The sequence below is a fragment of the Bacillus sp. 95MFCvi2.1 genome, assembly GCF_000374965.1.
Lineage (GTDB): Bacteria > Bacillota > Bacilli > Bacillales > Bacillaceae_G > Bacillus_A > Bacillus_A pseudomycoides.
The window spans coordinates 81,444-94,374 of sequence record NZ_KB895703.1; the positions used below are offsets into that span (position 1 = coordinate 81,444).

Sequence of the window (12,931 nt, forward strand, 5' to 3'; positions counted from 1 at the left end):
GTCTGATGCTTTTTTTACTCTATTTTTTAGCAGAATCTTTTTCTATCTCATCGCTCGTCACATCTAACACATCTAATAGGAACACAAAAATTGGTATACCAATAATAAGCCCCCACACACCTAAAAAGTGTTCAGAGAAAGTTAATACCATAAATGTATAAAAAATCGGTAAATTCGTTTTTTGTGACATGAATTTTGGATTTAACACATAACTTTCAAGCGCATGAATAACAGCAACAATTATTAAAATATAAACTACATACGTAATGCTACCAATATTATAAGCAATCATACAAAGCGGAACGAGCGAAATGATTACACCAGCTACTGGAATTAAGCCGAGTAAAAAGATCATTAACGCTAAACCAAGCAATTGTGGAAATCCTAAAATCCATAGCGCAATAACAGATAAAACGCAATTAACAATAGCAATTAAAAACTGCGCTTCAATTACTTTTCCGAAAGAACGTGCGAATTTCTTTCCGAAATATTCAATTTCATTATAAAAAACGGCAAGTCTGCTCTCTTTAAATTTCGCGGTAAAAGCGACAATACGTGCCTTCTCAAGTAAGAAGAATAAACTTAAAATAAGAGAAAGGAAAAATTGCAGCCCAAACTTCCCAACATTGGCGATGGATTTATAAAGAATGTCCACACCTTGCCCAATATATTTGGAAAGCTCCATATGGTTAATGGCATTAATTGCTGCCTTTATAATTTCATTATCTGGTGGATTTTTAAAGAATACATTAAACTGGTAGATTAATTGTGAGATTTGCACCGTTAGTACCGGCAGATACTTAACTAACGTAACAGTGATTCCACCAACTAACATCACATATAATAACGATATAATAATTTTTCGATTAATCGGCATAAAATGATCGAGTTTTCGAGAAATAAACTTTTGGAATCGATCCATTAAATACGTAAGAATGAACGTAATTAAAATTAAATTAAACATACTTTGTAGCCCATATAATATAAGAGCCAACAAGAGCAGTACAAGTAATCTTTGGAATCCTTTGCTTTGAAACAGGCTTTTCATTTGCATAATCGACGAGTGATCTCTCCTGTCCTATAAAGTGAGACTTTAATAAGTGGGATTTTCTTTATCTCTCCCACAAATCGAGTGCTTATGGACTCTCCTACCTATCTTCTTTGCTTTCGCTAGATTTAAGAACAAGATACATTAGCTACTTTCTATTTTACAATACAATAGTCCTTTTCAGAACGTATTATCTAAAGTATTAATGAAGATTTAAGGAAAATCTCATTTATTTTTATATAAAATAGGTCTTACCACTACTGTAACACAAAAAGCAAGCTATCAGTAGAAATCTGTCCTACGAATAGCTTGCTTTTATATTTTTCACAAAACATATTCTGTTAGCCGATAAATGGCATAAACATCGGAATAACAACTACCGTTACAACCCCAACGACCGTTACTGCAATACTTGCCATCGCTGCTTCTACTTCGCCCATTTCAATCCCAACCGCAACGCCAAGTGCATGTCCCGCAGTTCCTAGCGCTAATCCTTTCGCAATTGGATTTTTCACTTTAAATGTTTTTAAGAATAAAGCACCAAGTGCGTATACAATAACTGCGTTAAAGATAACTGCAAAAGATGTAATTGCTGGAATACCACCGATACTTTCAGATATTGGTAGTGCAATTGCTGTTGTTGCTGCCTGTGGTAGCATAGAGTTCATTACAGATGTATCTAAACCAATTGCTTTTGCGACAATGAACACGACAATCACCGAACAAACAGATCCAACAACGATAGCGGATAAAATTTGCCACCAATATTTTTTTAGCTTATCAACTTGTTTGTATAACGGAATTGCAAAGGCAATTGTTGCTGGCTCTAAGAAGAAACTAATCATTTTACCGCCAGTATTATATTCTTCAAATGTAAAATTTCCAACCTTTAAAAAGACAATACCAAGTACCATTGCTACAAACAGTGGTGTAAATAAGAAGAATCCTTTTGAATGTTTAAATAAGAATGTTCCGATCCCGTATGCGATTAATGAAACGACGATTCCGAAGTATGGAGTCATTGTGCTTGCCATGTTCATTACCTCCTAACCATATATGGTCTGATATATTACGCAACTTTTCCGTGTTTGCGTCCTTTATTTACAACATCTAATTGTTTTGTATCAGTTGTTTCTTTTTCATCTTTACCTAGAATAAATTGTGCAAATAAACCTGTTACTGCTAGTAAAATAATTGTTGCGACAACAATTACAGTTATGATCTGTACAAAGTATTGCCCCATTACCCCAAGAGAGTTAATAACGGAAATACCAGATGGTACGAAAAGAAATCCAATAATACCTGTTAACACCGTTCCAAGTGATTCAACCTGCTCCAACTTAATAACCTTTAAACATAATAGACTAAACAAAATGACTAATCCGATTACTGATGAAGGCATTGGAATTGGTAAGTGCGTTGCAATAATATGAGAAACCAACATGATAGCTGAAAAAACAAATGCTTGTGATAAGAAACTGTATACTTTTTTTGTACTCATTTTGGCCACCTCTTTCGATTTGGTACCTTCATTGTATATGATGTAAACGATTAAGTAAGCGTTTACATATCAGGACGTCAAATATACGGAATCAGTTACAAAAATAACGGGATGAAATGCAAAAGCTGCTTCTTAAATACGAAGCAGCTTTTTAAGTTCCTTTGCATATGTACGACTTACAGGTACCTTAGATCCCTCTTTCATAATTAAATTATAAGTAGAGTTAAACCAGGGCTGTATTTCCGAAATATGGTTGATATTCGCAAGAAAACTACGGTGAACGCGCATAAAGCTCGTTTGCGGCAGCTTCTTTTCTAAAATAACAAGCGTATCATGGGTTACGTATGTTTCCCGAATCGTCCTTACAGTTACTTTCCCGTCCACAAGTCCCACATAAACAATATCTTCAATATTCACGAGCACAATGGATTCTTCTATTGGCAATGCAAGCTTATGCATCTCCGCAGCTACATCTTTAGCTCTTACATCTTGGTTTTTCTCTGTTTCAGTTTGCTTTCGTTTCTTATATTTTTTCAGTGTCTGTGCAATTCGCTCTTCATCAAACGGCTTTAAAATATAATCTAATGCATCCACCTCAAATGCTTGCAGCGCATATTGATCGTAAGCTGTTGCAAAAACAATGGACGGTGGGTTCTTCATTTTCTTTAATATATTCGCAATCTCAAATCCATTATCATCTGAAAGCTGAATATCTAAAAAGACAAGATCCGGCTTATTCCCCATTAGCTTTTCTAATGCATCTTCCACGCAATCAGCTTCTTCAATTACATCCACTTCTTTCGTACGCTGCAATAAATATTTCAATTCATCCCGTGCTAACATCTCATCGTCAACTACTAATACCTTTAACACCGCTTTCTTCCTCCCCTATGTTTTGAATCGGAATTGTAAATAAAATTTCTGTCCCTTTTTCTAATTCACTCTCGATATGAAGTGTTGTATCTTTCCCAAACAGTCCTATTAACCGTTGATTAATATTATATAGCGCTGTTCCTGTTCCTTTTTCCGATGGAACGACTGCCCCTCCTAATTGCTCTAAGCGCCCTTGTTCAATTCCCTGACCATTATCTTTCACTTTAAAATGAACCATATCTCCCTGCGCGTGTGCATAAATTTCTACCTGACAAATTGGTTGTTTTTTCGGAAAGGCATGACGAAGTGCATTTTCCACTAACAATTGCAGTACAAATGGTGGGAGTAAAATTGTCTGTAATCCTTCTTCTATATATGTTTTCACCTCATATTTATTTGGGAACCTTGCTTGTTCTAATGATAAATATGCATGTACATGATTCAGTTCTTGCTCTAATGGAATAAGTAACTGGCGTGCTCCCTGTAGATTACACCGAAAATAAACACTAAGTTGCAATAAGAGCTTTCTTGCCTTTTCTACATCTGTACGGCATAAAGCTGATACTGTATTAATCGCATTGAATAAAAAATGCGGATTAATTTGTGCTTGTAATGCTTTTATCTCTGCATCTTGAAGTAATTTACTTTGTAATTCTGCCTCTCCTAACTCAAGCTGTGTTGAGAAAATCTTCGCTAACCCTTCTGCTAATTCTTCTTCCACACGGCTTAATTGGTTCGGATTTTTAAAATAAAGCTTTAATGTTCCAATTGTATTGCCATGCGAAGTTAACGGAATAACGATTGCTGCCTGCAAAGGACATTCTTCATGTTGACAGTTAATAATCTCTCGTGATTTCGCTTTCATTATTTTCCCTGCTTTTAATACTTCTTTTGATAATCCTGTAATTAAACTATGAGAAGGGATATGGTGATCAGACGCTAATCCAACGTGCGCCAATATTTTTTCTGTATCTGTTAAAGATACCGCATCTGTCCCTGTAAAACGATGGATAATTTGTGCCACATGTTTACAAGATTCCTCCGTTAAGCCTTGGCGAAAATAAGGCAATGTCTTATCAGCAATCCGAAGTACTTTATGAGTTTGTAAAGCCTTGGCATTTTCTTCTTGGCGTAAAATAGCTTGTACCATAGACAATAAAATAAAACTCCCGAAACTATTCACAAGAATCATCGGTATTGCGATTTTTTTTACAACGTCAAATCCATCTTCTACAATAGATAAGATCATAATCATTTCCAAAGATACAATAAAAACACTTAAAACAGCTGAGAATTTAGGTGTAATCACACGGTTATGCTTTTGAAAAACACGGCCAATATAACCGGTAATAATTCCTGCTAAAATAGATGAAATCGCACAACTAAGGGCTGTTGTTCCCCCAAGCATATAACGATGAATGCCAGCAATAAATCCAACGCCAATCCCGACAATCGGTCCACCTAGTAAACCACTAATTCCAACTCCCATAATACGTGTATTGGCAATCGTACTCGATGAAGAGACACCTTGCAGCCAATTTTCATTCATAATGGTATTCCCTGCAATTTCAATTCCTGTGTAATTGCTTATAATTGTAAATAACGAAAAAATACAAATAAGCATGAGCTTATCTTTATATCCATCTTGTTTATGAAGAAGGCGCCTAAATGTTTTAATATGCGAAAGTAAAAAACCTAATATAACAATTAATCCAACTCGTTCAATCATCATAAGCACTAAATCTAGCATCTGTGATTCATCCTTTATTTGTTTAATTAGTTTTATTATCGAAAAATAGTGAAGGTATCGTCAAGAAGAATGATATGTATCTCGCAGGATTTGTCCCTGTTATTATCGGTTTACTTGCTACAGGTGGTAATTTATTCGGAGCTCTATCACTTATTTTCATTATCTATCCAATTGGATTAATTACAATGCTAGTGTGTGTACCGGAAACGAAAGGAAAAGTACTAGATTAAACTTAATCAAAAAGCATTGAAATTCTACATTTCAATGCTTTTGTTTTTATTTATGAAAGAAATTTGGAGTCAGAATATCATTCGGATAAGGTTTATGATAGATGTGGGTAGTAGCTGGCGATAATGGTGGAATGAGCCATACCCAATTTCCCGTCACGACACGGCCACAAGCCGCCTCTTGCTTTTCAAATTGTCCAAACTGCTGTGCTGCTGTATGATGATCTACAATACTTACTCCTTGCTTTTTGAAAGAATGCAAAACAGCTACATTTAATTCAACTAACGCCTTATCTTTCCATAATGTACTGTTTCTCGAAGTATCCAAATTCATTATTTCTGCAACAGCTGGAAGTAAATTATAACGATCATGATCTGCCAAATTACGAGCCCCAATTTCTGTTTCCATATACCAACCATTAAAAGGAGCAGCTGTATAAGAAATGCCACCAATCTCTAGACGCATATCTGAAATCATTGGTACCCCATACCATTTTGCACCTAAGGATACAAATGGGTATTCTGGGTGCTCAATCTCAACCTCTTTTACCTCTTCTTTCGGAATTTCCCTATATACAGGTTCTCGTCCATCAACAGAAAATACGAGTGGCAATACATCAAAATGCGTACCTTCTCCAGGCCAGCCAAGTTTCTGACAAAATGCTGTAAATGGAATCGAATGAGAATCACCTATCACTTCCATTTCTGTTTCAAATCCCGCATAACGAATCAACTGATGGTTATAAATTCGAATGTTATTTTGTTCACCGTTATACTGCTTAAAAATTGTAATTGTCGGTTTAATTTTTCCGTTATTCGTTGCATATCGAATATGATGAATAAGTGCATTATATACCCCTTCCTCATCATTCACTTCACGAGCATCTAATATATGCATTTTATTCCAAAATAATCTTCCAATACATCGGTTACTATTTCTCCAAGCCATACGTGCACCATGAACAAGTTCCTCAAAGGTGTGTTCATATGTTCCTGTCCGCTCTATTTCCGACACAATTTGGCTGAGACGCTCTTCTATTTGCTGCTCTCTAGCAAGCTCTTGATAACAAATTGTAATAAACTTCCTTGCTTCATCTATTAATTCTTTCATTTTATCCATAAACAATCTCCTTCTACTTTAACAAGACACTATTACTTTACAGTATAAGCAAAAAAGAGTGTAGTAACAAACCAAATCAAGATACACCCTTGCAAGAAGGAAAAATCCCATTGCTCGTAATTGATGTATGGGAACATGCTTATTATTTGCAGTATCAAAACCACCGTCCAGAATTTATTACAAATTAGTGGCATACTGTTAACTGGGATCAAGTAAATGAAAAATATTTACAAGCAATTAAATCACAAGAATATTAATCATGCGTATAAGGTAAATTTGATAATGTAAACTAGTATCGTCGAAATCCTCCAAAATCCCTCGCATTGCCACCCGGGGATTTATGAATAATCATTATATTACTTCAATATAGTGTTTCAATATATGATTCACATCAGTTTCTAACTTTCTAAACTGAAATCCTAACTCTTTCGCTCTTGTATTATTCATCGTACAACTTGTCATGCCATTATACGGAGCTATATTTTTTCCTTCCGCTTCAATACAAGCTTTTATGCCTGTATTTTCTTCTATAAAATCAATAATTTCTCGCATAGAAATCACACCATTACTACATGCATTAATTGGACCATCTATATTCATCGTACTAAGATATGCTAGAAAACCACCTGCTTCTTTTTCATGGATAAAAGACATTTTGCCTTCTATATCTTCTACTACAAAAGGTATTTTCTTCACGATATTTTCAACATAAAACTGCAATCGCTTTGTATAATCATTTTCACCAATAACAACTGGAAAGCGCACTGCAATTACAGGAAATGTTGCATGTTTAAACAAAACGGCCTCTGCTAATCTTTTTCCTTCACTATAAGAAAAACCTTGCCTATCTCCATAAACAATTGGATACTGATACGGATTGAAATCATCTTCTTTTAAAGATAGTGCCGACTCATATACAGCCATTGAGGATGTAACAATATATTTCTTCACCTTACTATGAAGTACTTTGCATATAATCTTCGCTGCATTCGGACTATAGCATAGGTTATCATACACAACGTCATAACTTGCACCCGCTAACATTTCCTTTAGCATCCCTTCATCTTCTCGATCTACAACGACTCTTTTAACAGCACTACCAAACGAGTCTGTCTTAAGTCCCCGCGTTGCAATTGTTACATCGTGCCCAGCTTGCAGGAGGCTTTCAACTAATCGTTTTCCGAAAAATCTTGTTCCGCCTAACACTAATATTTTCGTCATATGTATCATTCCCTTAGTTACTTTAATGTTCTATGGTGACTGAATAAGTATTTGTAACTTCATTATACTTGAATTTATTTCCACATAAAAAAGAGAATCCAGCCAGATTCTCTTTCCCTCATCTTACTACTATTAACGTACTCGATATTTTAAAATGCAATAGCAGAAATATAAAATAGAAACTACCGATACATAAATCCATGCCTGATAAACTACTGGTGTTCCCCATATCCCCATAAAATAAAGAAGCGATGGCAACGTGAGCGTTACCCATGATTGTACAAATGCGATCCTACCAAGGTATTGGTTTATATTCTTTTTTTGTACATTTAACACAAAGAATAAATACCAAAGAAGCGCCCACATAAACCAAGTCAGTGCATTAACAATATCTTGGAATTGAACGAATGACACAACCATATAAAATAGTGCAACAAGAGCCACCCAGAGGCAAAACCATCCTAGCCCATTGCCACTCACTCCCGTAATAAAGGTGATACCCACATACAAATACGTTAAACCAAATAAAAAAGTGGCTGCATATGAATATACAGTCCAATTACTTTGATCAGAAATCATAATAAGGTAAAACGGAATGACAATTTGCAGCACCCCTACAAATAAATTAAAAACACCTGCGCTTTTTTCCTCTGCTTTTCCTAATATGACAAGACTGTTTAAAAACAAAGCTGCGCCTGAAAGCAATAACCCAACGTAACCCATATATGTTCGTGTGAAAATCATATTTTTTCACACCTTAACCTCCTCGTAACATAAAATTATACTAGTGATATTGTCCTACCCATTTCAAATTGCATACACAAGAAACAATTATTATTTCATGCGTACTAGCACTTTTTATTCAAAATAAGTCAGACTTCCTACCTCAAAACAAAAAGAAATCCAAAGAATGCAATCACTGTACCATATCATTAAAGCGTTTTCAAAATAGTATATTTCTTTCCAACAGTAGATAAAGTCAATCTCATATAACACAATCTGAAAACGATAACATCATCATAACAGCATTATATCTAAAAATAAACGCCGAAAATTCTGGAATAAAATTCAAAATCTATATTATTCCCTACCCATTTCTTTTAGAAACAAGTAGAAGCAAGCATTTGCCATATACCAAACTAGCACTTCTATCATAAAATATCGTAAATTAAAATTTATGTTTTATGAAAGGTGAGATTATATGCCTAAACAAGTCGTTCACTCAACAGATGTATTAACACGTGAACCACAAACAGCTTCTGTCGTAGCAAACATTGTAAACTTAGATAGAAATTATGCACGTTATATTAATGTAGAGATATGGGATTGGTCCAACCATTCTAATCCTATACAACTACCAATCCTAGTTGGAGAAAAGGAAAAAGCAAATTCCCCCTACTATCTTGATAGTGAAAAATTAGTAGTTCTGTATGCGAACTTAGATGACAAAATTAGTCTTTATGAAATTCGTATCACTCACTTCGATCATTCCAATATTATTACAAATTGCTTCGGACGTAGCTCATCTTCATCTACAGGACAAGAAGGTGATAAAGTATATCATAAACAACTTGTTCGAGTTCATCAAGGATATATTCCTAATCAAATCCTTTAATGAACATGCACGTAATTGAGCAAAATTAGAATCGCCCTATCTTAGGTTGATTCTAATTTTGCCGTCCCCCTCACTCTTCCTATCTATAATATAGTGAGATTAAATTTTCACTTCAAATTATTCCCATTAAAAAGGTCACATACCTCGTGATATGTAACCCTTACATAGAACTTATTAAATCACATAACAATATACACATACAAAGTGGGCCAGACTACCTAACAACACAAAAATATGGAAAACTTCATGATGCCCCATATATTTAAATTCTAGCCATTTTGGTTTTGCTCCGTAAATAAATCCACCAATCGTATAAAAAACACCACCAAGTACTAAAAACAAAATACCCTCTATGCTTAGATTTTCTGATAGCGGTGCAAAGAATAAAACAATTAACCATCCCATCATAAGGTAGATTGCTGTTGATAACCATCTCGGACAGTTAAACCAAAACATTTTAAAAACAATACCACATATAGCTGTAGCATAAACTAGCACAAATAATAGTAAACCATTTGCAGCCTGTAATGTAATTAAGCAAAAAGGTGCATATGTGCCTGCAATTAAAATGAAAATCATAGAATGATCCAGTTTTCTAAAGAAATAAATAACACGTTCGCTTGCTACAACACTGTGATACACAGCCGAAGCTGCATAAAGAATCATCATCCCTACTCCAAATAGAATAACCGCTGAAATTGTAGAAATAGATGGCATTTTCACAGAAACTTTCACAAGCATAGCTAGCAAAGCAATAAATGATAAAATGGCGCCTCCTAGATGGGTAAACGCATTAACTGGTTCTCTCACATAAGCATTCACATTAACAACCCCTTATATAATTACATGTAGTTTTTATAACTACATGTAATTATATACACAATTCATATAGAGGTCAACATTTACAATTCATTTGTTTCGTAATACCATATTTAAAGATAAAGTGTACATTATTCCTACAAAGGTGAGGGTTTATATGGAAAACATAAAGAACTTACTCGAAACATTACATTTAGAAAAAAACATTAGGCTTGAAGATATCCCTAATGTGGATTTATATGTAGATCAAGTTGTTCAACTATTTGAAAATAACTACGGTGATACAACAAGAACAGAAGATGAAAAAGTACTTACAAAAACGATGATCAATAACTATGCAAAGGGAAAATTATTCATCCCCATAAAAAATAAAAAATACTCAAAAGAGCATATGATTTTAATTAGTTTAATTTATCAATTAAAGGGTGCCCTCTCGATTAATGATATTAAAAGTTCTTTAGTGACTCTCAATGAAAGACTCATAAACGAGGATACTTTCGAACTGGATACCCTCTACAAAGATTATCTTGAACTTACAGAAACAAATGTTGAGAACTTTAAAAGGGATGTAGATAATCGGGTGGCTGAGGTAAAAGCTGCTGCTTCATTTGAGGATAAAGAATTAGAAAAACTCTTATTGCTAACTTCATTTGTAACAATGAGCAATATGTATAGACGTTTAGCAGAAAAATTAGTTGACGATTTGAAAGAATCTTAACCATGAATAAAGCCACCTACTTCTGAAGTGCACCCCAATTGTTAGACACAGTCTAACAATTGGAGGTGCACTTTTTATGGCTAAATTTTCTTCGAAAGAAAAAACACGAGCGGTGAGACGATATTTAGAGAGGACTGAAGGTGGAAAAACAATTGCTAAATCTATTGGTGTTCACTCCAGTATGCTCTATCATAGGATATATTCAGTTATTAGATTCAAGTGAACTAACAACATATAAAAAAGAACACTATTTGAAGATTATTAAAAATAAATCAACACGTTTACAGGCCTTAGTAAATGACTTCTTTGAACTGTCCGTTATTGATTCTGTTGATTATCAATTAAACCTTCATATGGTAAAAATAAATCACTTAGCATGGGAAACCTTAGTCGTTTTTTATGATCAATTTAGTGAAAAGAAAATGGAACCAAGTATTCATATACAAAACGAAGATATTCAAATCATTGCTGATGAATCTGCCGTTAAGCGTGTCATGGAAAATCTAATCTATAACACCCTTAATCATGCAAGTGGTAATATATCCATTACTCTACAAAAGCAAAAAGCATCTTACTATTTATCATTAGTAACGATGCTAAAAATGTAAGTGAAAAGGACATTCCTTTCCTGTTTGACCGCTTTTATACAACTAATCATCATCGATCTGGTAAAGGAACAGGGCTTGGATTAGCTATTGTAAAAACACTTATGCTGAAAATGGGTGGTTCACTTCAAGCAAAATTAAAAGATGGGCAGCTTCATATGATATGCGAATGGAAAATTCAAAAATAAATACCAAATAACTTTTTCATATCCCTATTGATCAAAAAAGTACATCTTACACCAAAAGAATGTACTTTTTCCTTTTTAATGACCTCTTTTCGAATTAATCTCCCTATCAAGGTACTTAGCTATGATATCTCTATCTGAACTATTAATAATCATGTTAATTCTCCCTTGCAAATACCCATATAACATCCAGTTTGAGCATTCTCTTAGCTGCCCATACTTATCTTTCTTGGCTTTAAAACATAATATCGTATCGTTCTTTTTTATTTTGTAATAGTATTTAAAAATATCATCATAATCTATAATGTATGCTCTTTGAATTTGATAAAGTTCCTTTACTTCATAAATCATAACTTTATGTCTTGTTCCAAAAACCACAAATCGATTTCCTACATCCATAAGCGCTAATGGCATTACGGCATAGTCTGCTGAACACATAATTGCACCCAAATAGTAGCCACCTGTAGCTCTTGCTTGGAATTGTAATTCAATAAATTCATTTTCTTTTAACTCATTATTTGCCTTTACTTCTATCTCCTGAAAATTTTCTCTAGCAATTCGTTTTCTGATATCTTTTTTCTTCTTCTCCAAGCTTCCAACAAGGCGCTCCCCTATTGCTTCAAATCGAGATATTTCTTGTTCATCCCACTGCTCGAAAACAATTTGATCTATATTATAGCTTTCACAATTCATAATATCCCTCCATTATCCTTTTTAATTTCTCCTTTCCCCTTGATAATCTGGTATAAACTGAACCGGTACTCATATGTAGTCTCCTTGAAATATCCTCTATGCTTTCATCCACAATATACCTTCGATAAAAGATACTATGATCTACACCATCTAACTGGCGAACTGCTTTCAAAACGAATTCTTTTTCCTCTTCTTTGAGCAATCCTTTTTCTACATCTTCATCATCTTGTAAAATAAGTTGCTCTATTGTTTGTTCAATTCTTTTTCTCTTCAACCTTCTTTTATAATCTAGTGCCTTAAACTTCGCAATAGAAATAATCCAGTTTTTAAGTTGTCCTTTTTCTATTTGAAAACTGTCTATTTTATACCAAAGTATGAGAAGAACATCGTTATAGCACTCTTCAATTTCTGCTCTTTCATGGTTCTCTCCAAGTACACTTCCGATTACTCCATAAATCAATTTACTATATTGAAGAATCAATTGATCCAATGCTTCCGTATTTTGTTTTTTTATTTCATCTACTAATTCCCTATCATTCATATCTTCTCCCCCTTC

General features: G+C 34.2%; 15 protein-coding genes and 2 pseudogenes. 6 read left to right on the top strand and 11 right to left on the bottom strand.

The window, feature by feature from the left end; translation table 11 throughout:
- Positions 1–19 precede the first annotated feature (19 nt).
- The 5 genes from C568_RS0118800 to C568_RS0118820 all read right to left on the bottom strand — a co-directional run bounded on the left by C568_RS0118800 (position 20) and on the right by C568_RS0118820 (position 5,172).
- Positions 20–1,054, bottom strand: coding sequence for an AI-2E family transporter (locus C568_RS0118800; RefSeq protein WP_003202488.1), 1,035 nt, complete (start codon positions 1,052–1,054; stop codon positions 20–22).
- 335 nt (positions 1,055–1,389) lie between these two features.
- Positions 1,390–2,082: an antiholin-like protein LrgB gene (gene lrgB / locus C568_RS0118805; RefSeq protein ID WP_003202485.1), complete on the bottom strand. Its 693-nt coding sequence runs from the start codon at positions 2,080–2,082 to the stop codon at positions 1,390–1,392.
- 35 nt (positions 2,083–2,117) lie between these two features.
- Positions 2,118–2,549 (bottom strand): antiholin-like murein hydrolase modulator LrgA, encoded by a 432-nt coding sequence (gene lrgA, locus C568_RS0118810; RefSeq protein ID WP_018782431.1) that lies wholly within the window; start codon positions 2,547–2,549, stop codon positions 2,118–2,120.
- A 132-nt stretch (positions 2,550–2,681) separates the two neighbouring features.
- Positions 2,682–3,422, bottom strand: a complete 741-nt coding sequence (locus C568_RS0118815) for a LytR/AlgR family response regulator transcription factor (protein ID WP_018782432.1) — start codon at positions 3,420–3,422, stop codon at positions 2,682–2,684.
- The gene (locus C568_RS0118820; RefSeq protein ID WP_018782433.1) at positions 3,400–5,172 is read right to left on the bottom strand and encodes a sensor histidine kinase; all 1,773 of its coding nucleotides are present in this window, start codon (positions 5,170–5,172) and stop codon (positions 3,400–3,402) included. The genes C568_RS0118815 and C568_RS0118820 overlap by 23 nt, the downstream gene beginning before the upstream one ends.
- Before the next feature lie 80 nt (positions 5,173–5,252).
- On the opposite strand from C568_RS0118820, the pseudogene C568_RS0118825 reads away from it, so the two are divergent.
- A pseudogene (locus tag C568_RS0118825) lies at positions 5,253–5,402 on the top strand (MFS transporter); the annotation flags it as partial.
- A 46-nt stretch (positions 5,403–5,448) separates the two neighbouring features.
- Here the strand turns inward: C568_RS0118825 and C568_RS0118830 are convergent.
- The gene (locus C568_RS0118830) at positions 5,449–6,519 is read right to left on the bottom strand and encodes a nitric oxide synthase oxygenase (protein ID WP_018782435.1); all 1,071 of its coding nucleotides are present in this window, start codon (positions 6,517–6,519) and stop codon (positions 5,449–5,451) included.
- A gap of 71 nt (positions 6,520–6,590) precedes the next feature.
- On the opposite strand from C568_RS0118830, the pseudogene sodA reads away from it, so the two are divergent.
- Positions 6,591–6,776, top strand: a pseudogene (gene sodA / locus C568_RS33255) (superoxide dismutase [Mn]); the annotation flags it as partial.
- A gap of 94 nt (positions 6,777–6,870) precedes the next feature.
- Here the strand turns inward: sodA and C568_RS0118835 are convergent.
- Together C568_RS0118835 and C568_RS0118840 are read right to left on the bottom strand one after the other, a co-directional pair.
- Positions 6,871–7,740, bottom strand: coding sequence for an NAD-dependent epimerase/dehydratase family protein (locus tag C568_RS0118835; protein ID WP_018782436.1), 870 nt, complete (start codon positions 7,738–7,740; stop codon positions 6,871–6,873).
- 132 nt (positions 7,741–7,872) lie between these two features.
- The gene (locus C568_RS0118840; protein WP_006096751.1) at positions 7,873–8,463 is read right to left on the bottom strand and encodes an AmiS/UreI family transporter; all 591 of its coding nucleotides are present in this window, start codon (positions 8,461–8,463) and stop codon (positions 7,873–7,875) included.
- A gap of 478 nt (positions 8,464–8,941) precedes the next feature.
- Between C568_RS0118840 and C568_RS0118845 the strand changes: the two genes are divergently transcribed.
- Positions 8,942–9,355 (top strand): hypothetical protein, encoded by a 414-nt coding sequence (locus C568_RS0118845; RefSeq protein ID WP_018782437.1) that lies wholly within the window; start codon positions 8,942–8,944, stop codon positions 9,353–9,355.
- A gap of 174 nt (positions 9,356–9,529) precedes the next feature.
- Here C568_RS0118845 and trhA read toward each other — a convergent pair whose 3' ends face one another.
- A complete protein-coding gene (trhA, locus tag C568_RS0118850; protein ID WP_018782438.1) occupies positions 9,530–10,177 on the bottom strand; it encodes a PAQR family membrane homeostasis protein TrhA in 648 nt (215 codons plus the stop codon).
- A 154-nt stretch (positions 10,178–10,331) separates the two neighbouring features.
- Between trhA and C568_RS0118855 the strand changes: the two genes are divergently transcribed.
- From C568_RS0118855 to C568_RS35615, 3 genes are all read left to right on the top strand, one after another.
- Positions 10,332–10,892: a DUF1836 domain-containing protein gene (locus tag C568_RS0118855; protein ID WP_018782439.1), complete on the top strand. Its 561-nt coding sequence runs from the start codon at positions 10,332–10,334 to the stop codon at positions 10,890–10,892.
- Positions 10,893–11,044: 152 nt separating this feature from the next.
- Positions 11,045–11,500 (top strand): histidine kinase dimerization/phospho-acceptor domain-containing protein, encoded by a 456-nt coding sequence (locus C568_RS0118860; RefSeq protein ID WP_231398902.1) that lies wholly within the window; start codon positions 11,045–11,047, stop codon positions 11,498–11,500.
- Positions 11,501–11,511: 11 nt separating this feature from the next.
- Positions 11,512–11,685: a sensor histidine kinase gene (locus C568_RS35615; RefSeq protein ID WP_331271562.1), complete on the top strand. Its 174-nt coding sequence runs from the start codon at positions 11,512–11,514 to the stop codon at positions 11,683–11,685.
- A gap of 75 nt (positions 11,686–11,760) precedes the next feature.
- Here the strand turns inward: C568_RS35615 and C568_RS0118865 are convergent, their stop codons facing one another.
- Positions 11,761–12,375 carry a hypothetical protein gene (locus tag C568_RS0118865; RefSeq protein WP_018782441.1) on the bottom strand — a complete coding sequence of 205 codons (615 nt, stop codon included), beginning with the start codon at positions 12,373–12,375 and terminating at the stop codon, positions 11,761–11,763.
- Entirely contained in the window at positions 12,365–12,916 is a 552-nt protein-coding gene (locus C568_RS0118870) for a sigma-70 family RNA polymerase sigma factor (RefSeq protein WP_018764839.1), read from the bottom strand. The genes C568_RS0118865 and C568_RS0118870 overlap by 11 nt, the downstream gene beginning before the upstream one ends.
- Between the last annotated feature and the right edge of the window lie 15 nt (positions 12,917–12,931).

Excerpts from the sequence above, each read along its gene's own strand:
- C568_RS0118800 (WP_003202488.1), bottom strand. The coding sequence starts at position 1,054 with ATGCAAATGAAAAGCCTGTTTCAAAGCAAAGGATTCCAAAGATTACTT.
- lrgB (WP_003202485.1), bottom strand. The coding sequence starts at position 2,082 with ATGGCAAGCACAATGACTCCATACTTCGGAATCGTCGTTTCATTAATC.
- lrgA (WP_018782431.1), bottom strand. The coding sequence starts at position 2,549 with ATGAGTACAAAAAAAGTATACAGTTTCTTATCACAAGCATTTGTTTTT.
- C568_RS0118820 (WP_018782433.1), bottom strand. The coding sequence starts at position 5,172 with ATGCTAGATTTAGTGCTTATGATGATTGAACGAGTTGGATTAATTGTT.
- C568_RS0118830 (WP_018782435.1), bottom strand. The coding sequence starts at position 6,519 with ATGGATAAAATGAAAGAATTAATAGATGAAGCAAGGAAGTTTATTACA.
- C568_RS0118835 (WP_018782436.1), bottom strand. The coding sequence starts at position 7,740 with ATGACGAAAATATTAGTGTTAGGCGGAACAAGATTTTTCGGAAAACGA.
- C568_RS0118840 (WP_006096751.1), bottom strand. The coding sequence starts at position 8,463 with ATGGGTTACGTTGGGTTATTGCTTTCAGGCGCAGCTTTGTTTTTAAAC.
- C568_RS0118845 (WP_018782437.1), top strand. The coding sequence starts at position 8,942 with ATGCCTAAACAAGTCGTTCACTCAACAGATGTATTAACACGTGAACCA.
- C568_RS0118855 (WP_018782439.1), top strand. The coding sequence starts at position 10,332 with ATGGAAAACATAAAGAACTTACTCGAAACATTACATTTAGAAAAAAAC.
- C568_RS0118865 (WP_018782441.1), bottom strand. The coding sequence starts at position 12,375 with ATGAATTGTGAAAGCTATAATATAGATCAAATTGTTTTCGAGCAGTGG.
- C568_RS0118870 (WP_018764839.1), bottom strand. The coding sequence starts at position 12,916 with ATGAATGATAGGGAATTAGTAGATGAAATAAAAAAACAAAATACGGAA.